This is a genomic window from Helicobacter pylori (assembly GCF_001998165.1).
Lineage (GTDB): Bacteria > Campylobacterota > Campylobacteria > Campylobacterales > Helicobacteraceae > Helicobacter > Helicobacter pylori_DL.
Genome location: NZ_MTWR01000053.1, coordinates 1 through 19,390, shown reverse-complemented (window position 1 = coordinate 19,390; position 19,390 = coordinate 1). Strand labels below are relative to the sequence as shown.

Annotated in this window: 21 protein-coding genes and 4 pseudogenes; 18 read left to right on the top strand and 7 right to left on the bottom strand. The window is 33.4% G+C overall.

The window, feature by feature from the left end:
- Positions 1 to 49: 49 nt before the first annotated feature.
- The 8 genes from BZK24_RS09410 to BZK24_RS06635 all read left to right on the top strand — a co-directional run bounded on the left by BZK24_RS09410 (position 50) and on the right by BZK24_RS06635 (position 8,662).
- Positions 50 to 196 carry a hypothetical protein gene (locus tag BZK24_RS09410; RefSeq protein WP_171972422.1) on the top strand — a complete coding sequence of 49 codons (147 nt, stop codon included), beginning with the start codon at positions 50 to 52 and terminating at the stop codon, positions 194 to 196.
- Positions 189 to 1,196, top strand: coding sequence for an ArdC-like ssDNA-binding domain-containing protein (locus BZK24_RS06665; protein WP_077656941.1), 1,008 nt, complete (start codon positions 189 to 191; stop codon positions 1,194 to 1,196). The genes BZK24_RS09410 and BZK24_RS06665 overlap by 8 nt, the downstream gene beginning before the upstream one ends.
- A gap of 6 nt (positions 1,197 to 1,202) precedes the next feature.
- Positions 1,203 to 2,660, top strand: coding sequence for a hypothetical protein (locus BZK24_RS06660; RefSeq protein WP_077656940.1), 1,458 nt, complete (start codon positions 1,203 to 1,205; stop codon positions 2,658 to 2,660).
- 38 nt (positions 2,661 to 2,698) lie between these two features.
- Positions 2,699 to 4,912, top strand: coding sequence for a competence protein (locus BZK24_RS06655; RefSeq protein WP_077656948.1), 2,214 nt, complete (start codon positions 2,699 to 2,701; stop codon positions 4,910 to 4,912).
- A 3-nt stretch (positions 4,913 to 4,915) separates the two neighbouring features.
- On the top strand, positions 4,916 to 6,316 hold the full coding sequence (locus BZK24_RS06650; protein ID WP_077656939.1) for a hypothetical protein: 1,401 nt from the start codon (positions 4,916 to 4,918) through the stop codon (positions 6,314 to 6,316).
- A gap of 51 nt (positions 6,317 to 6,367) precedes the next feature.
- Complete coding sequence (locus BZK24_RS06645) at positions 6,368 to 6,646, top strand: hypothetical protein (RefSeq protein WP_077656938.1); 279 nt, start codon at positions 6,368 to 6,370, stop codon at positions 6,644 to 6,646.
- Position 6,647: 1 nt separating this feature from the next.
- Positions 6,648 to 7,907 carry a type IV secretion system protein gene (locus tag BZK24_RS06640; protein WP_077656937.1) on the top strand — a complete coding sequence of 420 codons (1,260 nt, stop codon included), beginning with the start codon at positions 6,648 to 6,650 and terminating at the stop codon, positions 7,905 to 7,907.
- 71 nt (positions 7,908 to 7,978) lie between these two features.
- A complete protein-coding gene (locus BZK24_RS06635; protein WP_077656936.1) occupies positions 7,979 to 8,662 on the top strand; it encodes a CAAX protease in 684 nt (227 codons plus the stop codon).
- A gap of 81 nt (positions 8,663 to 8,743) precedes the next feature.
- Here BZK24_RS06635 and BZK24_RS06630 read toward each other — a convergent pair whose 3' ends face one another.
- Entirely contained in the window at positions 8,744 to 9,817 is a 1,074-nt protein-coding gene (locus tag BZK24_RS06630) for a tyrosine-type recombinase/integrase (protein ID WP_077656935.1), read from the bottom strand.
- Positions 9,818 to 10,270: 453 nt separating this feature from the next.
- Here BZK24_RS06630 and BZK24_RS06625 point away from each other — a divergent pair, with 453 nt between their 5' ends.
- From BZK24_RS06625 to BZK24_RS06595, 7 genes and pseudogenes are all read left to right on the top strand, one after another.
- Complete coding sequence (locus BZK24_RS06625; protein ID WP_077656934.1) at positions 10,271 to 11,059, top strand: integrase; 789 nt, start codon at positions 10,271 to 10,273, stop codon at positions 11,057 to 11,059.
- Positions 11,060 to 11,079: 20 nt separating this feature from the next.
- The gene (locus BZK24_RS06620) at positions 11,080 to 11,286 is read left to right on the top strand and encodes a hypothetical protein (RefSeq protein WP_001017652.1); all 207 of its coding nucleotides are present in this window, start codon (positions 11,080 to 11,082) and stop codon (positions 11,284 to 11,286) included.
- Positions 11,283 to 11,771, top strand: a complete 489-nt coding sequence (locus tag BZK24_RS06615; RefSeq protein ID WP_077656933.1) for a hypothetical protein — start codon at positions 11,283 to 11,285, stop codon at positions 11,769 to 11,771. The genes BZK24_RS06620 and BZK24_RS06615 overlap by 4 nt, the downstream gene beginning before the upstream one ends.
- The gene (locus BZK24_RS06610; protein ID WP_000413637.1) at positions 11,759 to 12,043 is read left to right on the top strand and encodes a TrbC/VirB2 family protein; all 285 of its coding nucleotides are present in this window, start codon (positions 11,759 to 11,761) and stop codon (positions 12,041 to 12,043) included. The genes BZK24_RS06615 and BZK24_RS06610 overlap by 13 nt, the downstream gene beginning before the upstream one ends.
- Before the next feature lie 11 nt (positions 12,044 to 12,054).
- Positions 12,055 to 12,318 carry a hypothetical protein gene (locus BZK24_RS06605; protein WP_001177718.1) on the top strand — a complete coding sequence of 88 codons (264 nt, stop codon included), beginning with the start codon at positions 12,055 to 12,057 and terminating at the stop codon, positions 12,316 to 12,318.
- Between the two features lie 11 nt (positions 12,319 to 12,329).
- A complete protein-coding gene (locus tag BZK24_RS06600; protein ID WP_077656932.1) occupies positions 12,330 to 12,581 on the top strand; it encodes a hypothetical protein in 252 nt (83 codons plus the stop codon).
- Positions 12,562 to 13,092: pseudogene (locus BZK24_RS06595) on the top strand (hypothetical protein); the annotation flags it as partial. The gene BZK24_RS06600 and the pseudogene BZK24_RS06595, both read left to right, overlap by 20 nt.
- On the opposite strand, the pseudogene BZK24_RS06590 reads toward BZK24_RS06595, so the two are convergent.
- Together BZK24_RS06590 and BZK24_RS09405 are read right to left on the bottom strand one after the other, a co-directional pair.
- Positions 13,089 to 13,352: pseudogene (locus tag BZK24_RS06590) on the bottom strand (ArdC-like ssDNA-binding domain-containing protein); the annotation flags it as partial. The pseudogenes BZK24_RS06595 and BZK24_RS06590 sit on opposite strands and share 4 nt — an antisense overlap.
- Positions 13,353 to 13,517, bottom strand: a complete 165-nt coding sequence (locus BZK24_RS09405) for a hypothetical protein (RefSeq protein ID WP_000189763.1) — start codon at positions 13,515 to 13,517, stop codon at positions 13,353 to 13,355.
- Positions 13,518 to 14,152: 635 nt separating this feature from the next.
- On the opposite strand from BZK24_RS09405, the gene BZK24_RS06580 reads away from it, so the two are divergent.
- Genes BZK24_RS06580 through BZK24_RS06570 form a run of 3 tightly spaced genes read left to right on the top strand, consistent with a single transcriptional unit; the run spans position 14,153 to position 15,888 of the window.
- Complete coding sequence (locus BZK24_RS06580) at positions 14,153 to 14,821, top strand: AAA family ATPase (protein WP_077656930.1); 669 nt, start codon at positions 14,153 to 14,155, stop codon at positions 14,819 to 14,821.
- A gap of 46 nt (positions 14,822 to 14,867) precedes the next feature.
- Positions 14,868 to 15,245, top strand: a complete 378-nt coding sequence (locus BZK24_RS06575) for a hypothetical protein (protein WP_077656947.1) — start codon at positions 14,868 to 14,870, stop codon at positions 15,243 to 15,245.
- Positions 15,223 to 15,888 (top strand): hypothetical protein, encoded by a 666-nt coding sequence (locus BZK24_RS06570; protein WP_077656929.1) that lies wholly within the window; start codon positions 15,223 to 15,225, stop codon positions 15,886 to 15,888. The genes BZK24_RS06575 and BZK24_RS06570 overlap by 23 nt, the downstream gene beginning before the upstream one ends.
- A 73-nt stretch (positions 15,889 to 15,961) precedes the next feature.
- On the opposite strand, the pseudogene BZK24_RS06565 reads toward BZK24_RS06570, so the two are convergent.
- The 4 genes and pseudogenes from BZK24_RS06565 to BZK24_RS06550 form a co-directional block, all read right to left on the bottom strand.
- Positions 15,962 to 16,764: pseudogene (locus tag BZK24_RS06565) on the bottom strand (nucleotidyl transferase AbiEii/AbiGii toxin family protein).
- Positions 16,734 to 17,201, bottom strand: coding sequence for a hypothetical protein (locus BZK24_RS06560; RefSeq protein ID WP_000965779.1), 468 nt, complete (start codon positions 17,199 to 17,201; stop codon positions 16,734 to 16,736). Before BZK24_RS06560 ends, BZK24_RS06565 begins: the two are co-directional and overlap by 31 nt.
- A 54-nt stretch (positions 17,202 to 17,255) precedes the next feature.
- Positions 17,256 to 19,085, bottom strand: a complete 1,830-nt coding sequence (locus BZK24_RS06555) for a type IA DNA topoisomerase (protein ID WP_143424392.1) — start codon at positions 19,083 to 19,085, stop codon at positions 17,256 to 17,258.
- A pseudogene (locus BZK24_RS06550) lies at positions 19,081 to 19,215 on the bottom strand (conjugal transfer protein TrbB); the annotation flags it as partial. The pseudogene BZK24_RS06550 and the gene BZK24_RS06555, both read right to left, overlap by 5 nt.
- Positions 19,216 to 19,390 lie beyond the last annotated feature (175 nt).

Sequence of the window (19,390 nt, the reverse complement as noted above, 5' to 3'; positions counted from 1 at the left end):
TACCTTACTTATGGCAAGTTTTTTTTATCAATATTTTTAAGGAGCTATTATGCAAAAAGATGAAAACACATTAGAACAAGACGCCTTCTATGAAGCTGGATTTTGCGATGAATTGAGCATAGAAACCCAACACGAAGAATACATCGCTCAAAGAGATTTTGCTCAATCTAACCCACAAGAAGAAGAAGATGAATAATCTTAACAACTTAAGCGATGAGCAAATCAATGGCATGATTGATTATTTGCAAAACATACTTATGGAAAGGGGAGGGCTTAAGCAAGAACCACCACAAAATTCAAACTATTCACACAATCTAGAAGAAACTAACGCACAAAGAACCCAAGAGAATTCAGAAAGCAAAGAGGCTTTACTTAAAGCTAAAACCGGTCAAATCAACTATGTTAAAACAAGGATTATTCAGGGTTTGAAAGAAAAGAACTCGCCTTTTTGGGACAAGCCTGAAATAGTGGCTAACAAAGAAAGAGGGCATAACGCTTTAAATGGCGAACCTTATTACAATCTTAACGACATGCTTTTAGATATGGAAAAAAACCGCTTAGGGTTTCAAAGTAATGCATGGGTGAGTTTAGAGGAAGCTAAAATGCTTGGAGCGAGCAAAGAAGAAAGAGATGCGATTTTTAAAGCCACTCAAAATAAAGAAATCTCGCCTGTTCGTTTGATGTTTATCAAAAACAAAGAGCCTGTGCCTTTAGTGGATAATAATGGCGAATTAGTGATTGATAAAAACACTAAAAAACCTAAACACAAGCAGTTTGCTGTCATTGAAAATGGTCAAAAGGTGTTCAAACCTGCTTACAGAGACATTGAACCCCAAGCGCAATTCAAGTTTGTTTATAATATAGAAATGTTTCCAAGCATTAACAAGGAAAAAATCAAACCTTTAAACTTGGATAAGCTCTCAAACTATGCCTATAAGACTAGGCTCTTCCATCAAAAAGATTATTCGCAAGAAAAAAGAGACAAGACAAACATTATTTACGAAGATTTGCATAGAGATTTGTCTCCAGATAACAGGAATGAAGCTTTATTGGAAAGAATGCGTAGCTACACTCTGCTTAAAAATGAAAAATACAATCAATTAGCAAGTGAAACAAAGCAACAAACCCAAACGCGCTCTCAATCTCAAAGCTATTATCAAAAGAAAAATAAAGCTTCTAGCGGTATTGAAAGGTAACTCATCATGATAGACAAAGCAAGAAAAAACTTAAAAGACCTTAAAAGCATTTTTCTGTATTGGTATGAGATGTTTGGTTCTAATGATAAGTCTAAAGACATGATGAAAGCCTTTATGAAAGATTTGGCTTTCGCTAAAGATAAAAATGAGATGATTAAAGCCCAAGATAACGAGTTAGTCAAAGAATTCATGCAAGAATTAAACAATCTCTCTTTTAAAGAACAACTAGAATTTTATCAAACCAATAGAGATTATGATCCCGGCCTTGACAATGATGAAAACTCAAGCGAATTGTTAGACGCATTCACTGGCTCTCTAGAAAACTTAGAAAAACAAGAGATTACTCCTATTAGAGAGCAAAAAAGAGAAAGTGGATGGCAAAACAATGAAGATAATAAGGAAAATAGCGAACTTGAAAAAGCTTTTGAAAAGGATTTGAGCTTCTCACAATCTAATCCTATTCCCCTTGGTGAAAAAGAAACTTCAAAAGAAGAAAAAGAAGCAGAACTGAAAAGCAAGGAAAAAGAACCAAAAGAAACACTAGGTTTTAACCACTCTTTAGGCGTTAGCGTTCTAAGAAGCCGCATTGAAGAAGCTAAAAATCATTTTAATGAAAAGGAAAAAGAAAAAGGCTCTAACAAGCGATTTAGTGATAAGGAATTTAAAAAATTCCTAAAAGACAGAGCTAAAAACGGCATGACTAATGAAGAAATGCAAGTGCTTTTATTGATGATCAACAACAAAAAAGGTAATCTAAGACCTAGTCATAAGGAATTTTTACAAGAATGCCTAATAGAAGCGGTTTTGCACAATAAAAATATCAATAAGACCACTGAGTATGCCATTAGAAACAATATCGCACACTTGCCCATCAATAAAACAGAAGGTTTTTTAGTTAGAACTTATAATCATTCATTGGGAATTTTTAATGAAAATATTGCTGAAAAACTTAAAATCCCTAAAAAAGAAAAAGAAATACTACAGCCTTTAAATGCAAACGAAGAACAAGCTTTAAACACCGCTTTAGAAAACAATGAAATAGACGCAAGAACTTTCAAATCATGGGAGTTTGGAAGCAAAGAAGCAGGCAAAGAAAACGCCTCTATGAGTGAAGAATTAACACAAAATAATTCTAAATTATCTCATTTTAATGAAAATAGCATCGCTCAAAATAGTGTAGGACAAAATAATGTAAAAGAGCCTAACACTAAATCTAATAATTCTAAACAAAATCATTTGCTTTCAAATTCGGATCTAACTTCAAATACCGATTACAACAAGCTTGTAGCGGATATGTTTGAAAATCAAATGGACGCTAATGGCAATTATGTTGGCAAAAAATTTAGTACACAAGCTTACGACAACAAAACTCCCTATAAAGTCGCTACCGGTAATGCTAGTGAGTATAGCTCTTATTTGTATTCAAAAAAAACTAAATCCAAAGATGTTGGAATTGAGCGCTAATGAAAAATCAACACAAAAATCCCCCAATAAAAGCTTTAATGAAAACTTATTCATATAACCATTTTTTATTTTTCTGCTTTATTCTAGGAGCGTTTTTATTAGGTTTGCTTAATCCAGCCTATGCTTTAAGCATTATCACCACTAAAGAAATTGACACTAATTTGCTTAATGGAGCGATAGAAAGTAGGGTGGTGTTAGGCAAGAGGGTGTTTAAAGTAGAAGCTCATGGGTTTTATTTTAGAAACAATGCGGCTAACAGCATAGATATAGAAATCACCAGTCTTTTAAGAGACAATCAATCGTTTCCTTTGACTAGCAGCGCTAAAACCAGTTTAAAAATACCTCCTAACGCCAAGATTAAAAAATCCACTATCCTTGTCTTAAAAGGCGAGAACGCTGAAGAAGTGGCTAAGATTTTAGGCGTTAGCAAAGAAGAATACCAAAAGCTAGAAAACATCTCTCAAATCAAAGCGGCTAATGACCCTATGTACGCTAACACGCCTTTTAGTAATGGCTCTGATAGTTCCGCTTACGATAACAATCGCCCTAGCAATAACGCTATCAATGGTAAAGATGGTGCAAAGGGGAGTAATGGCTATGGGGCAAATGGCAACGATGGGGTAAATGGGATCAGTGGGAGTAATGGTGCAAATGGGAGTAATTCAAATAATAATGCAGTAGGCAGTGGTATTGATACAGATGGCGTGTTAGGGGTGGATGGGGTGAATGGCTCTAGTTCTTCAAGTGGTGGCTCTGTAGGGGGCTATGAGAATAATTTCACTAACCATGGCTCTACTAACAATAACACAGGAGGGTATGACAATTTTAATAATGGCAGCTCAAGTGGTGGGAGTTTAGGGAATGGGGGGCTTTTCCCTATTCCTTTTGGTAATGGCGACACAAACAATTCCAATAATTCCACTAACACCACTAGCCCAACTAATGGCAGTAGTTCTAATAACGCTACTAATCCTAACTCGCAAGAAAACAATTACTCCAGCCAGTATTGTAAAGCGCCAGAGTTAAGCCCCAACAACACGATGAAGCTAGATGTTATCGCTAAAGATGGCTCTTGTATTTCTATGAACGCTTTAAGAGATGACACTAAATGCGCTTACAGATACGATTTTGAAGCCGGTAAAGCTATCAAGCAAACGCAATACTACTATGTAGATAGGGAAAATAAAACGCAAAATATCGGTGGTTGTGTGGATTTACAAGGCGCTCAATACGCCATGCAACTTTACAAAGATGACAGCAAATGCACCCTACAAACCACGAGCGATAAAGGTTATGGTATGGGGAAAACTCAAACCTTTCAAACTGAAATCGTGTTTCGTGGGATGGATAATTTAATCCATGTCGCTGTGCCTTGCAGCGATTATGCAAGGGTGCAAGACAGGATTGTTAGGTATGAAAAAAACGATAAAACCCAAACCTTAACGCCTATAGTGGATCAGTATTACAATGATCCCAGTAACCCTAACAAGCAAGAGATTTTAAATCGTGGGATTGCCACCCAATTAAGCTCACAATATCAAGAATTTGCTTGCGGTCAATGGGAATACAATGACGCTAAATTAGAAGCCAAAAGACCTACAATGCTAAAAAGCTATAACAAGCTTAATGGAGAATGGGTAGAAGTTACGCCTTGTAATTTTGAAGCAGGGATTAAAAGCGGTGCGGTTGTTAGCCCTTATGTGATGGGCGTGCCTAGTTCTAAAGTCTTAAGCGATATTACTACAAGCCATTATTTTAGGATAGAAAGAAAAAATTATGGTGAGAAAGAACAATGCCAAAAACCTTATGGAGTCAATCGTTGCCAACCGCAATATTTCCATACTGATCCTAGTATCACCGATTGGAGCGCCACTTACAAAACCACTACCACTCAAACCACTCAACCTTATTTACGCCCAGCCCAAGATAATGAAAGCCCCACAACCTATAATCTTATCACCACTCAAACCACCATCAACAGGACTCAAAGCGTTTTAAAAAACGAATTGCATTTGAGTAATGATTATTTGAAGTATGTAGAAATCCATCAAGGCTATTACAAGGATAATGATCTTAAACAATCGCAAGGCTATATTGATTGGTCTAATTACTACCTCAATCAGAATGAAGGCTTTTGCTCTCAATACAGCATTTGGAGTGAAAGCACAAAGATTGGTAAGAATTGGTATCGTTGGCATGACAATAAAATCTCTTGCGCTCAAAGACTGATTTACAGACCCTTTCAAGGATAAGGCATGAAAGCGTTGAAGATTTTTTTAAAAAAATCCCTTATTCTGTTACTAGTAATTGCCTTAAACCACTTAAACGCTGTGGCTATGATTGTGGATAATCCTACGCAGAACGCTTGGAATGGTGCTAAAAGAGCATGGGATGAAAGCAAGTGGGCTAAACATTTAGCCACTATCACTGAAAGGATCAAGCTCGCTCAAGACACATTAGACAGGGCTAATCAGACGCTTAATTCCATCAACAAAGTGAATGATGTTTTGAACAAAACCAATCAATTTCTAACAGGCAGTATTTTAAGTATCCCCAATCCCATGCAGTATGTAGAAAAAATCCAAAGTTTTGCCAAGCAAGTTCAAGCCAATACTGAAAGGATCAAAGAAAATGCACAAAACTATGATATACGCAATCAAATTGCAGCCAAACGAATCTCTGAAAAATGCCCTGAACTCAATTGGGATGTCAGTCAGGACGCAAGTCCTACAGAGAAAAACTTACACCAATTTTTCACGAGCAAAGGGAAAGAAAGCGCTGACACAAAGGCTCTAAAGGATTTTGCTAACGCCATAGGCAACACTCAAATCAGCACGGCGAACGATTTAGGAGCCGGACTTAAAGGTAGAGCCTTATTAGAATACATTTGCATTCAAAAAGGCAATTTAGAAGCGGCTAAAAAAATCCAATTATTAGACAGCCAAATGACTTTAGCTCTACTCAATAACGACTATACGGCTTATGAAAAACTTAGAGCTGAAAAAGAAGAATTAAAAAGACAAATCGCTTCAAATGTGTATGCGAAAGTCAAACAGCTTGTTGTAGCTTCCCAAGATAGAGCGTTTAGTCAAATGAATAATGAGTTGGGCGTTAAAGCTTTTGGGTTCAACGATGAGAATGTTAAAAAAGGTTATTGCAAGAAAGAAAACAGAAATGGCAAAAGTGAGTGCATCCCTAACATGCTCAATGTTAATCGCTTAAAAGTGCAATTTGATGAGCTTAATTTAGATTATAGTAGGGATATTGCTGGTAAAAAAGGTGAAGCAGCCGCTAAAGTGTTCAATGACTACAAACACCGATTCCAGCAATTAAGCGTAGAAACTGCTTTAGAAATCGCTCAAAATTTAAGTTTTATGAATAAGACACTGGGTTTAATGGTGCAAATGCAAAGCTATGCATTCAAGCAACAAATGGGCTATTTTGAAGATATTATTCCTACTGACGCTCTAAAAGATAACAAAGAGCATCAAGAAAATCTTAAACAAAAACAACAAGAAATAGAAAAAGTCTATAGGGCTAAATTGGACGCTTATGGTTTCCCTAATGGTAGTGTAGGAAAGGCAAGTGGCGTGAATTCAAATAGTAATAATGAAGCTCCAAGCTCTGATAATATCCAGTCGTTTAATCCGTATTGAAATAAGGGTTATTGTGTTAAAATTAGTCAAATATTTTACAAAGGATTTTGTGTGTTTAAAAGCAGATTAAATTCGTGGATTTTATTAGGGATTTTAGGGGTTTTATTGGTGGTTTTTTGGGATGTCATAAAATACAAAATAGAAGATTTGAAACATGCTCATTATCTATCACAAGTGAAAGAAAGGGAAGAATATTATAAAAACCATATAGAAGAAGCCTTGAAAAAGGATAGCGAATGCTTTGAAAAAGGTGGCGATAAAGTGGATTGTTCAGCTGCTATGAGAATAGCTGCTGGTGAAAGAAATAGAAGAATGTTAGAGATTAAATAACATGGCTGCTCCACTACTTGCTCTGCCCTTTCTTTCCAACCCTTTAGTGCTTGGTGCTTTAGCTGTCATAGGAACGGGTGCTTACTTACTTTACAATAAGCAAGATTCTTTAGTTGTGCAAGCAGATGGACTCTATAGTGAGATTCTTGGGTTTTTTATCTCGTTTTCTAGCAAGATCTTGAAAGGAATTGGTGAGCCTTTAGCCAATGTTATCCAACCTTTTGGTATGGTCTTAGGAGTGCTTTTAATCCTTTTGTATTCCTTTAAACGCTATCAAAACAATGATTTATTTGAAATCAAAACCTTTTTAATGCTTTTCGTGTTTGCAGGATACCTTTCTTTGTACCATTATGCTTTTAAATCTGATGGTTCTAGTAGTGGTAATGGTCGCTCCAGTTTTGCCTTTCAAAATCATGTAACAGAAATTTTTGACACGCCTGCTAACTTGCTAAATGCTGGGATTTCTAATGTGGTTAAGGAATATCAAACAAATAGTGCAAGAGAACACAAGATAGACACGCACCACAGTATCACTAACGCTAATATTTCATTCCATGTCAGACAAATTTTAACGAATTTAAATAAACTATATGAAGACTTCAAAATTAATAATGGACTATCGCTAAAAACCCTTATTACAGCTGTTTTATTATTGGTTATTTTAGGATTAGAATTATTTTTGTTATTCAAAGTTTTCTGTTATGTTTTTATGACTTATTTAGAAAAAATTATTTACTTGTCTTTGGTTATTTTCATGCTACCGCTAGGGTTTTTTCAGCAGACTAGAGGTTTTTTAGTGTCTTATGTGAAAAAAATTATTTCATTGACTTTTTACATGCCTTTATTGTTGTTATTGGTGTTGTTCAACTCTTTTGCATTACAATATGCAATCAAAGTGGGAGGGAGCAATGAAATAGTGGCTAAATTTGGCATTATTGTAGTAATAGGAATTTCACTGACATTTATTCAAAAAATCCCCGAAATGATTAACGCTATCTTTGGCACACAAGGTGGTCTAACGGATGCTAAAAGCTTCATATATCAAGGTGTGCAAATGGCTAGCGCTGGAGCTAGAGCCATAGCTGGAAGTCTTAAGAGTGTGGGTCGTTCAGCATTTGGTAGAACGCTAGAAGCTTATAAAGACGCAAAATCTACGATAAACAGCACCACGGCTAACATGAGAGACATGCCAGGACATCCTGGTGTTAGAGTGGGTGTGGAGACGATTGAACTTCCCAAGTCTCATAGAACTAGCAAATGATAAAAGCTTTTTAGGGCAATTTTTGAAAATTATTTTTAGTGATAATTTTTCAAAAAACCTTAAGAGGAATCATGTTAGATTTACAACATTTCAAAAATGACATTACGCTCATTTTATCTAGAGAAAGATTAGATACTTATGACAGCCTAGAGCAATACAAAGAAAATTTGAAACTTATTTCTTTCATCACGCCTAAAATCTCTAGCTTAGAAATTTATTTACGCAACGCTTTAGATTATTGTTTAACCCAAATCAAAGGGAGTGATTGGGTATTTAGTGAAGATTCTTTAACAAATTTAATTAACGAGCAAAAAGAAAAGAAAAAAGAAATCACGCATTCTTTGATTCTATCTAAAATGTCTTTAGGGGCAGTGATTAAGCTTATTTTTTGCTATAAATTAGAGGGGGTAGTATTAGATTTAAAGCGCATCAATTTCAAATCCTATTACCCCAATAATAAAAATGCATTATTTATCAACAATAAGAAAAATCCATTATCTGGTGCTTCAAAGGTTCATATTGCTTTAAACTTGTTATGGACGATTAGAAATCGAGCGTATCATTGGGAAAATTTACTCAAAATCCAACCGAACAACCGCCCACGCATTACGACTTATTTCACTGGGTTAAAAGACAATGATAGGGCAAAAATTCCTATGAATATCAGTGTAGAACCAAGTAAAATCGTCTTGTTTTTAGATGATTTAATTAAAAGCATTGGGAATAAAGACTTGGAAAATTTAAGTAGTCTGTGAAAAAAGGCGGGCTTCGGTTAGCCCATTGAATGTAGATGCATTATAACCCAAAAATCAAAATAAATCAAATTTTTTAAAAACCTACTCGCTTTTTTCATTTCTTAATAACCCCCCTAACACAAGAGCCACTCTTTTATTGTGTTCTTGAGTGGTATGGATATAGATTTTAGTAGAAAGCAAAGAACTATGCCCTAACGCTCTTGAAGTTAAAACCAAATCCTGTGTTTCATCATAAATAAAAGTAGCAAAACTATGCCTAAAAAGATGCAAACCTAATCCATAAGATTTCACATCAATATTAGAGAGCTTAAAAATTTTAGCGATAAAGCCCTTTAAAGAGCAAGTTTTTTGTGTGGTGTTGTTTTTTGCTTTCTTAAACACAAAACGCCCCTTAAAACTCTTTAATCGTTTAATATCGCTAAGCCACGCATTCAAAGGAACTTGCAAAAACTCTTTTTCAATATAAGCGTATCTTTCTTTGTTGTTTTTACCTTTGATTAAAAGGCGGTAGTGGTTATTTTCTAAAGCAATGTTTTTTAGCTCCAAATCTAAGGCTTCAAACTTCCTTAACCCCCCTAATACAATAAGCAGTAAAATACACTGATTGCGTTTTTCAAAACTGGTTTTGGGATGGTATTTTAGAAGAGCTTGGATAAAAGCCTTAAAATCATTTTTATTCAAATGTTTAGGCAAATGCGTCTCTTTCTTGGCAAACGATAGATTTTTAAGTTCAAAATCAAAGCTATAGTTTCTTTTCTTGTCTAAATAATCAAAGAATTGTCTTAAAACCATCACATATTTAGCCATAGAGCTTGGCTTCCTGTTTTTGGCTAATCCAAATAAGAAGTCTATAACCTGTTCTTCTGCCAGATTGTGCAAGGATTTGAGCTTAATCCTATTGTCAAAATATTCAAAAAACAAAAACAAGCCTTGCATCATAATCGTATGCCTAATGCCTTGATTATAAAGCTTGCGATTGAGTTCTTTCAATGCGATAAGACTTTGGCACTCTAAAACTCTATCCTGCCATTTTAAGACCAATTGTAAATCATTCACGCTTTGAATGCGTATCATTGTTTTAAGCTTATGGTGTAAAAATGACTTAATATTATTAAACAATTCCCTACTAACCCTACTCATTTTACAATCACTCATCTTTCTCCCTTAATTATTTTTAATCCATAAAAATCATCTTGTAGGGTTAAGAATGAGACTTTTTTTGCAACAATAACGAAGTGAATAGCCTAAAAATTTAAGATTATTTTAAGCTTTTGAGCTCCCATGAATACGATAATTAAACAGAAAGCGGAAAAAATTTTCCGCATAATTATATTGTAATAAAGGGAAAGAAGTTTTTGTTTTTTTTAATAAGTAATATTAGATCATGTAGTTATTAGTATTTTCAAAAAAAAAAGAAAGGATAAGGGAAAAATAGAAAAAAGAATGTGAGCTTTAATGGAAAATAAAACATTCTTTAAGATTAGTTTTGTAGATTTTTGGTATAATAGCAGAGTAGTCATTTTGTAGATTAGATTTAGCTTAAAAATTTCATTCTTACTAGAATGTTAGTTTCTGTCTCTAAGTCTCATAGAAAGGGACTTGAAAACTATGGCAAAGACATTAAAACCTAATTTAGATAAAGATGAGTTAAACACACTTTATAAGGCAAATCTTGCTTATGCTAAAAACACGCATGAGCATTATTTCAAATTTAAAAAAGATTTAGACTACAAACTCTTTAATCCTAGCATTATGCATGAGCAAGGTTCTATAAGCTTTGTAGGCGGACAAGGAGCTAAAAGATTATTAGACATACTCTACAAGCCCGCATTTAATGCTAAGTCTAATAAGATTGCTCTAGATAGACATTACGCCAAAACATTTTTACAAATTGGGGCAAGAACCTTAAGAAAGAATGTCAATATATTAGAAGAGCAAGGCTTAATTGAAATCATTAAGAACAAACAAAGATACTTGTATGTGTATCTCAAGGACTACAGAGAATTAGAGGGCTACAACTCAGCAGGAGCGAATAAAAAGAACAATATCCCATCGCCCTTTTTCTTACAGGTTATGCGTTTCTTAAAAAAGTTTGCTAAAGCAATTAAGAAAGTAACAATCAACAAAAAAGAATGCATTATGCACATTCCTAGCCAAGAGCTTATGCAAAGAGCTAACAATGTGGTTTTAAAATTCACGCCTATTTCTAATCCTAACACCACCTACACTCTAACTTACAAAGACTTAACAAACAAAGATATTCCAAGCAATTTGTGTTTTTATCAAACAGCCATTGTGAAGAAAAATCTCTTAAAAACCTTAAAAGACAGAGAGTGTGTGGGCGAACCCATTAACAACTCATCCAAAGTTTCAAATTACTTTCAAGAGAGCGCTTAAAAATGACACCAAGCGATATTTTGAATATTTGTTTTGATTTGAATGAAAAAACTTTACAAATTGATTTTTCGCAGACAGACACAGAAACGCAGAACAAAATTTTAGAAGAATTGTTTGGAAAAGAATTGTTGCAAGAGAAGTTAAAAGGTCATGTTTTAAAAATACTTGAACCAACGAGCGACATTTTATTTCAAAGCCAACCATCTACAAAGAGAGAAAGACAATGATTGAACTAACCCTAGACAAAAAGTCCATACAAATTGATGAAGAATTGCTAGACATTAAAAAGCATTTAGAAAAGTTTTATTCAAACAAAGAACAAAAGATAATCGCAAAAACATTAGAAAGTGAAACAGAGCTTACTTGTAGTTATTTATGGGATAAAGACTTCTTGTTGTTAGAGCAACTTTTAGAAAACAATTTAGGGCATTTTACCTTTGAGAGCGAGTTTGCTCTACTAAAAGACAAAGAGCCTTTGAATTTAGCTCAAATCAAGCAAATGGGTGTTTTAAAGATTTTTACCTATAAAATGACACAAGCCTTAAAAAATCAAATCATTCATTTAACGCAAGTTGTCAATGAAGAAAATTTAGAGTTTGATGAAGAACTTGTTATTTATCACTTAGATTTTAAGCTCAATCAAAATACTTACAAAGTGTTAGCGAAATTTTGCGTGATTAAAAAAGAAAGGAACATTGAATGGAAAAATTAAGGCATTTTAGAAAGCTTATCGCCTTTTTAGGTTTTTCACCTCTTTTATTACAAGCGGATATGACTACCTTTTTTAATTCCATTGAACAACAGCTCACTAGCCCTACGGCTAAAGGCATTTTAATGGTTATCTTTTTAGGACTTGCTATTTTTATATGGAAAAACTTAGATAGATGGAAAGAAATTTTAATGACCGTGCTTGCTATTGCAATTGGTGCTGCAATCTTTTTTAAAGCCCCAGCCTTAGCTAACTGGTTTATGAGTATTTTTTAAAAGAAGTCCCCATGCAATTAGTTGGTATTTCAGTTTCTAATCTCAAAGAAATCAGCTCCAAAGAAAAATTTCTTTGGCTCAATGCTAAGAGTTTTTTACTCTCAGGATTTGTGCCTTTTATTATGATGCCTTGGCTAGATATATTGAACTCTTTTGTGCTTTATGTGTGCTTTCTCTTAATTTTTAGCATAGCGGAGTTCTTTGATGAAGATATAAGTGACATTTTAATCGCTCATTCCAAAATTAAAACCAAAGCTAATTCATTTTACGCTTAAAAGGAAAAAATATGCAAAAAGAAGTCTTAGTAGAAAAACCTAATCCATTAACCATTTCTTACAACTTAGAACAAGCTATCTCTAGCTTAAGATCAAGTGTGAATGCGTTAATGAAAAAAGAAGCTCATTTAGATGCCTATATTCTTGTTACTAATATTAGAAATATTGTAGATGAGTTGCATAAAGAAGTTGTTTTAGCTAATCAAAGCAATAAAAACACCCCTAAAAGAAAAAGAAAGCCTTATGTTAGAAAGCGCCCTTAAATATTGCAAGGAAAAAGCCATAGACCTTTTAGCAGGGTTTGTGCCAAAAACCTATTCTATGGCACAGGAGTGCAATATTTTAGGCTTGTATGATGATACTTTCATTATTACCAAACAAGAAAATCTAGTAGGCATTATATCCTTACAAGGACTAAGCTATTCTAATTTAATGCAAAAAGACTTAGAGGGCTATTTTGATACTAGACAAAATGTTCTCAACACCATTAGTAAAGACATTCAATTAAGAATTGTGGCTAAAAGGCGTAAGGAATTTATCAATCAAAGTCCAAATATTGACAATATTTATGCCAAAGCTATTATCACACAATTTGAAAGCAAGGAAATCTATAAAACAGAATATTTTTTAGTGTTTGAGAGCATTACTTCTAATGTCAAATCTTTCTTTGAGAAAAAGAAATTAGAAATGACTACTTCAATCAATGAAGAATTAGAAGAAAGCTCTAAAGAGAATGAAAATAACTCCAATGAGACCCATTCAAACACAAGCTCCACTTCTTTAGGGTTTGCCCCAAGTTTTAAGGCATCATCTAAACCTACCCAAACATTACTCTCATAGCTATTCTCATGTTGCTTGGCATCTAAAATAAGAGAATTTAAGCCATTATAGGCATTGCCAGCATTACCATTATAAGCTCTATTATTTGGCTTAAACTCTAATCCAGATTCTAAACTTTTAGCAATTTCGCTCGCTAAAAACCTAGCAAAAATCTCTTTTTGCTCTTTAATATCCATTTCATTCCACGCTTTCATTTAATGCTCCTTGTTTTTATTGACTTCATTTTCTAAGGAATGTTCTAACTCTATTTTTGTTTCTTGTTCGCTTTTAGGCTCTACTCCCATTTGCATAAACTCTATCATTTGCCATTCATTCATAGGGTATTTTCCCTCTTTAAGTTCTAAAAAATCTTGTGTCATTTTTTCTGTCCTTGTTTTTTAAAAAATCTTTTTAGAATGCCATTAAAATTACAAGGAAATCAAGGTCTTGACTTATTTACTTTTTCAAAGTGTGTGCGTACACATATGCCACTTTTTAAGCTATTTTTAAGCAAAAAACACAAGTGTGTACGCACACATTTTTTAGGCTCAAACCATGCAACCCCCTAAAATGCGTAACTTAATCTAAAAGTAAATGAAAAGTAAATAAACCTAAAAATTTAATGAAAAAAGTTAAAATTTAAGCTAATCTTAAGCTAAAATGATAGTTTTCTGCTCCTTTTTAATGTTTAAAAAACTTTTTTTAAAAATGAAAAAGACAAATTAAACCTTAGAATTTCTTGAGAAAGTTCGCTTAAAATGCTTTAAATTTAATTGATAATTTAATTTCTTAATAGTTTAATGATATAAGCTAAATAAGAATAAATTCTTTTAACATTGTAATATTAAATTAAAAACTAAATACTCTTTAAATAACATAGTTTATTATCCCTTACTAAGTTTAATTATTTACTATATTTATATAAACAATCTTAAACAATCAAATTGTTTAAAGTTAATTCAAAATCTATATAATTGTGATATACTTTTAAAACAACTAAAATAAGGAAAATAACATGACCATTTGCATTGCTAATGAAAAGGGTGGCAGTGGTAAAAGCACGCTTTGTTTAAACTTAGCCGTGCAATTACTCAAAGACAATAAAGAAGTGGTTGTTTTAGATACAGATAGCCAAAAGTCTATGGAAACTTTTGCTACAATTCGTGCTGAAAAAGAACGCCCCACTTTTAGCTTATTTAATCGTAGTAGTGGCTTTAGCGATACTTTAAAGCAAATGGTATCTAAGTATGAAAATATCCTTATTGATACTAATGGGGAATACAGCAAAGAAACCCAAAAAGCTATGCTTTTAAGTGATATTGTGCTAGTGCCAACAACTCCTAGCCAATTAGACACTGAAGTCTTAGCTAATATGCTAGAAAGAATTGAGCAACTCCAAGAGCTTAATGAAAATCTAAGAGCCTTAATTGTCATCAATAGAATGCCTACTATTCCTACCCTTAAAGAAAGACAAGCCTTAATAGAGTTTATTAAAGAAAATAACCCTAGCGATAGGATTACACTTTTAGAAAGCTCTTTGAGTGAGCGCATTGTTTATAAGCGCAGTGTAAGCGAAGGCTTAGGGGTCATAGAATACAGCGATAGAAAGGCTATCAATGAGTGGGTTAATTTTCACAACGAATTAAAAAGCCATTTAGAAAAAGAGAAAAGACATGCGTTTTAGAAGAGTTAAAAAGCACAAAAATAAACACAATAAGGAGCATACAAGTATGGATTTACAACAAATTGATGAGCTAGAAAAGAAGTTTGAAGAACAAGAAGAACAAGCCCAAGATACCCCCCTAAAACAAGAGTCTAGCACAAAGGAAGTAAAAATCCCTAAAAAAAGGGGGCGTAAAAAAAGCTTGTTAGATGAAGATAAGAAAAAGAGCTTTAACATTGCCTTTAGTCCTTGTGTGATAAAAGAACTTGATGAATTTTTGCTAGAATTTGGCTCATTTAAAGAGACACGAAGCACTTTTATTGAAGAAGCGCTTATTAGGCATTTAAAACACAGAAAAAACACCCAAGAGCAAAAGCTTTTAAAGCAACTAGAAAGATTACAAAACAAAGAAAAGGGCAATAATGAAAACAATGAACTTGAATGAATTTTTTACGCATAAGATAATCTATAAAGACACCCCTTTAAAGTTTAAGGATACACTAGAACAAGAAATCAGCCAAGCTAGTTTAGTAGAGAAGTTAATCCTAGCTAATATCTTAGCCAATATGGTGTTTGCTAAGATAAGCAATGAGAATGCCCCTAAAATTCTTATTTCACGCTTGATGTGTAAGTTTAGTCCTATTGATCATGAAGACACTATTCCTAGTGATTTTAAGCCTATAGATGAAGAAGAATATGAAGATGATTTAGAATGGCTAAATGAAGAAAAAGAAGATAGGCTCTTTAATTACTATCTATTTTTAAATGGTATTAAAGAAAGTGATGTAGAAGAAGTGTTTAATGAAAGTGTAGAAATCTATGATGAGTGCTTAATAGAAATCGCTCAAAATGTCCTTAAAGATAAATTTTCTTATGACATTGACTTATTGCAAGTTTTAGTAAAAGGTTATGCTAAAGAGATTAGAGAATTTTTGAGTTATAAACCTACAAAAGAAATCAAAGACTTTAAAGACAAAGACACCGCACTTTATATCAGCTTAGGAAAAGACTATGACAAAGAAAAAGAGCCATTTTCTAAAAAATTGCAACAATGTTTTAAAGAGATTTTAGAGAGCAAGGGTATTTAAGTAGTTTTAAATAGAATTAAATTAACAAGACAAAACAACTAAAAACTATCAAATACCCACTCAATAAGGTTACTTATCGCCTACGCTTAGGTGTGTAGGTGTTTTCATTAGAATTGTCTAGGCTATTATCATTATTGCTATAGCCTTGTTGCTCTTGCAAGGCATTAAGGGAATGAGATTGTTTTTCAAGTTTTTTATGTATTAGTTGAGCCATTACCCCTAATTCTAGGGCTGTTTCTTCTAAGTCCATAATTTGATTTAATAAAGCATCTAGTTTTACATCTACTAAATAATCGCTCACTAATTTATCAGGGTCTTTGCTAAAATCTTTTAAGCGACTTGCTAAATCTAAGTTAAAATGTTCTTCATAATGCTTGGCTAAAAAATGCAAATCAAATAAATCTCTAGCTTTAGTTCTTATATGCTCCCCATCAAAGCAAGCACAGAGTTTGTTATCAATAATACGCTCTATTTTAGCAATTCGCATTCCCTCAATCACATTGACTTCGCTCTCTTTTGGTGCGTCTCTATAATATATTTCTAATCTTAAAGTTTGTTCTTCTTTATTGTCTTTGGTAGCATAACGCACCATATAACGCCCCACACTATCAGTGTCTTTTTTAATATGAATATCATTTAAGATAATGCCATTAGGAATAGCGCTCTTTACTCTGCCTAAGAGATTGATTTTTTATGACAATCAAAGTCTAAATCTTCTGAAAAACGATTTAAGCCATAGCCTAGATACAAAGCTGTTCCGCCTTTTAATACCATAGGGGTGTCGGCTAGATTTTTAACAATGGCTCTCATCAATCTTTCATGATAGATTTCTTGTTCGCTTAAAATCACTCGGTAATGGGGTTTCTTGCTATCCATTTATCTAAATTCTCTCTTTCTTGCTTGTTTAATTTGGGTTTCATCACTTCTATGAGTGTATACACGCTTTTCTTATCTTCAATGCTAGGAAACCATTCATCTAGCATAACTCTACCTAGCGAACCTGTTTTTAATACTGCCATATAGAGATAATCCACACAAGCTCTTGGATGCTCTGCAATATAAGTGGGAGAATTTTCTGGATAATAGCCCATTTTATTTAATCTTTCTGTGCCATCTATAATGCCTAAATCACCTAATAAATGATTAGTGTTTCTTTCTTGGTCTTTGCCATAAATGTAATGGCATAAATCAATAGCATTAGGCATTAAAGCTCTTGAGCTATGCCAATCTCCTGTGCCTTGTGGGGAGTGGATATTTAAAGCTACAATAGAACTAACATAGACTTCTTTAGAAGTAGGCGGAATATAAAGCATGCTAAACTCCTTAATTCAATTTAACTAGGTTCTAGTTTAGCAAAATTTTACTTACTACTTCTTATGATACTCATTGATAAAATCCCCACACACTTTCATGCTATATTTAAATCCTTTGGGGAGCTTGACATTATGCTTTTTAGCTAACATCTCAGCAAAGCTAATTTGTTTAGGCGTAGCGGGTCTATTTTCATCATTATTAGAGCTACTAGCCTTTTTGTTGTTTTTCTTAAAAAACTCATGCTCTTTAATGTATCGGTCTAAAAACGCCTTAGCCACTCTGTTGTCTTCTTTGTAGTTTTTAAACTCTTCGCTTAAATTTAATTGCAAATCTCTTAAAATATTTTCTATATAAGTGATTTGTCCTTCACTGCTAGGTTTTATCTCATCATCATTTCTTTCTAGCTTTTCAATCTTAGGGCATTTAGAATTTAAATTGCTGATAAAATCCACATAAGAGCTTTTATTTTCTACAATCTCATCTAGCACTTCTTCCATTTGTTTAGTATAGGTCAAATCAATAATGAATTGATAAGCATTTTCAAACACTTCTACCACTCTTTTACCCTTGTGTGTAGGCGTAATAATGTGTTTTTTATCTTGGCTAATGCTGATGTATTCTCTTTTTACAAGCGTAGGCAAATAGCTCGCATAAGTGCTAGGTCTGCCTATGCCTTTATTTTCTAAAAGCTTGACAAAATCTGCCTCTTTATAAGCACTTGGGGCATTTCTTTTAATGGTGGCTAAAACTAAGTCATTTAGACTTAACACATCATCAATTTTTAGATTAAATTGTGCGTTTTGTTCTTTTTCTTTATTGTCTTTATCATCATTACTTTCATCATTTTCTAGCTCTTTTTTAGAAAACATTGCTAAAAATCCAGCACTTTTTAAACCCTTTACAGAACATTTAAAATACTCGTTTTTGATTTTAAAGAGCAAATTTTGCTTGTCATAAATGGCATTCTTGCCTTGACTTTCAATAGTCCTTTCAAAAATGAGTTGATAGAGTTTTAAAGCGTCTTGATTAGTAATATTAGCATTATAGACTATGCTTTCTAAATCTTCAGTAGTATGGGGGTGTGTGATGCGAATTGCTTCATGGGCTTCTGCTTGGCTTTGCTTGCCAGCCTTGTATTCTCTTTTTAAATACAAGTCCTTATAAATAGGTGCATAAAAGCTCTCTGTCTCATCTAAAAACTCCATGCTCAAACTTTCCGCATCTGTCCTAATGTAAGTAATCAGTCCAGCCTCAAAGAGATTTTGAGCTAGTGATTGCACTTCGCTAATACTTAAACCAAGCATAGAACTTGCTTTTTCTAAAAGCGTAGAAGTGATAAAGGGCTTTTTAGGTTTAGTCTCTACAACAGAGTTTTTTAAATCCTTTAAAAGACAAGCTTTATTATCCTTTAAGCTCTCAAAGAGTTTTAAAGCCTCTTCTTTATCATTGAATTTAATCTCTTCGCCCTTTTCATCACAATGCTTGATAGTTACTTCTCTGTTAGCACTATCGTTAATCTTAGCTTGAATTTGATAGCTTACTTTCTCATTTTCAGGTAAAGCCTTAAATTTTTCAATCTCTCTGTCTCTATCTACAATGAGTTTTAAACAAGGGGTTTGCACTCGCCCAGCACTACTACCTTTCATTTGTCCTAAAGCCTTACCTAAATAAGGGGATAGCGTAAAACCTAAGAGCATATCTGCAACTCGTCTTGCTAAAGCGCTTTGATACATTTGCCTATTGGTGTTTTCAAATAAAAGGGCGTTTTGTAAGCCCTTGTTAATCCCACTTGGTGTGATTTCAAAAAACTCCGCCCTATAAATAGAACTAGCTACATTTTTGATTTTTTGATAAAACATATAGCCTATAGCATAGCCCTCCATTAAGCTTATAGAGCCAAATTTCTTTTTCTTTATTCATAATTAGCTCTGTAATACCGCTATCTAAATAAGGCAATAGCCTTAAAATAGCGTTTCTTAAAGCCCTATAATCTTTGAGTTTGTCTAAGTCCATAGAATTACTTTCTTTTTAATTCTTCAATATTGTTACTAAGCATTTCAATCTTGTTATCCAAGTGCTTAATGCGTCTTTCAAACTCTCTTTGCAAGCTTTCACGCTTATTGATAGCCTTATCTAACTTATCAGTGCGTCGAACAATTAAATTGGCGTTATTTTTTAATTCCTTAGC

What these genes read in the sequence shown, in the direction of transcription:
- BZK24_RS09410 (WP_171972422.1), top strand. Translation starts at nt 50, where the DNA reads ATGCAAAAAGATGAAAACACATTAGAACAAGACGCCTTCTATGAAGCT.
- BZK24_RS06665 (WP_077656941.1), top strand. Translation starts at nt 189, where the DNA reads ATGAATAATCTTAACAACTTAAGCGATGAGCAAATCAATGGCATGATT.
- BZK24_RS06660 (WP_077656940.1), top strand. Translation starts at nt 1,203, where the DNA reads ATGATAGACAAAGCAAGAAAAAACTTAAAAGACCTTAAAAGCATTTTT.
- BZK24_RS06655 (WP_077656948.1), top strand. Translation starts at nt 2,699, where the DNA reads ATGAAAACTTATTCATATAACCATTTTTTATTTTTCTGCTTTATTCTA.
- BZK24_RS06650 (WP_077656939.1), top strand. Translation starts at nt 4,916, where the DNA reads ATGAAAGCGTTGAAGATTTTTTTAAAAAAATCCCTTATTCTGTTACTA.
- BZK24_RS06640 (WP_077656937.1), top strand. Translation starts at nt 6,648, where the DNA reads ATGGCTGCTCCACTACTTGCTCTGCCCTTTCTTTCCAACCCTTTAGTG.
- BZK24_RS06635 (WP_077656936.1), top strand. Translation starts at nt 7,979, where the DNA reads ATGTTAGATTTACAACATTTCAAAAATGACATTACGCTCATTTTATCT.
- BZK24_RS06630 (WP_077656935.1), bottom strand. Translation starts at nt 9,817, where the DNA reads ATGAGTGATTGTAAAATGAGTAGGGTTAGTAGGGAATTGTTTAATAAT.
- BZK24_RS06625 (WP_077656934.1), top strand. Translation starts at nt 10,271, where the DNA reads ATGGCAAAGACATTAAAACCTAATTTAGATAAAGATGAGTTAAACACA.
- BZK24_RS06615 (WP_077656933.1), top strand. Translation starts at nt 11,283, where the DNA reads ATGATTGAACTAACCCTAGACAAAAAGTCCATACAAATTGATGAAGAA.
- BZK24_RS06610 (WP_000413637.1), top strand. Translation starts at nt 11,759, where the DNA reads ATGGAAAAATTAAGGCATTTTAGAAAGCTTATCGCCTTTTTAGGTTTT.
- BZK24_RS06605 (WP_001177718.1), top strand. Translation starts at nt 12,055, where the DNA reads ATGCAATTAGTTGGTATTTCAGTTTCTAATCTCAAAGAAATCAGCTCC.
- BZK24_RS06600 (WP_077656932.1), top strand. Translation starts at nt 12,330, where the DNA reads ATGCAAAAAGAAGTCTTAGTAGAAAAACCTAATCCATTAACCATTTCT.
- BZK24_RS09405 (WP_000189763.1), bottom strand. Translation starts at nt 13,517, where the DNA reads ATGACACAAGATTTTTTAGAACTTAAAGAGGGAAAATACCCTATGAAT.
- BZK24_RS06580 (WP_077656930.1), top strand. Translation starts at nt 14,153, where the DNA reads ATGACCATTTGCATTGCTAATGAAAAGGGTGGCAGTGGTAAAAGCACG.
- BZK24_RS06575 (WP_077656947.1), top strand. Translation starts at nt 14,868, where the DNA reads ATGGATTTACAACAAATTGATGAGCTAGAAAAGAAGTTTGAAGAACAA.
- BZK24_RS06570 (WP_077656929.1), top strand. Translation starts at nt 15,223, where the DNA reads ATGAAAACAATGAACTTGAATGAATTTTTTACGCATAAGATAATCTAT.
- BZK24_RS06560 (WP_000965779.1), bottom strand. Translation starts at nt 17,201, where the DNA reads ATGCTTTATATTCCGCCTACTTCTAAAGAAGTCTATGTTAGTTCTATT.
- BZK24_RS06555 (WP_143424392.1), bottom strand. Translation starts at nt 19,085, where the DNA reads ATGGAGGGCTATGCTATAGGCTATATGTTTTATCAAAAAATCAAAAAT.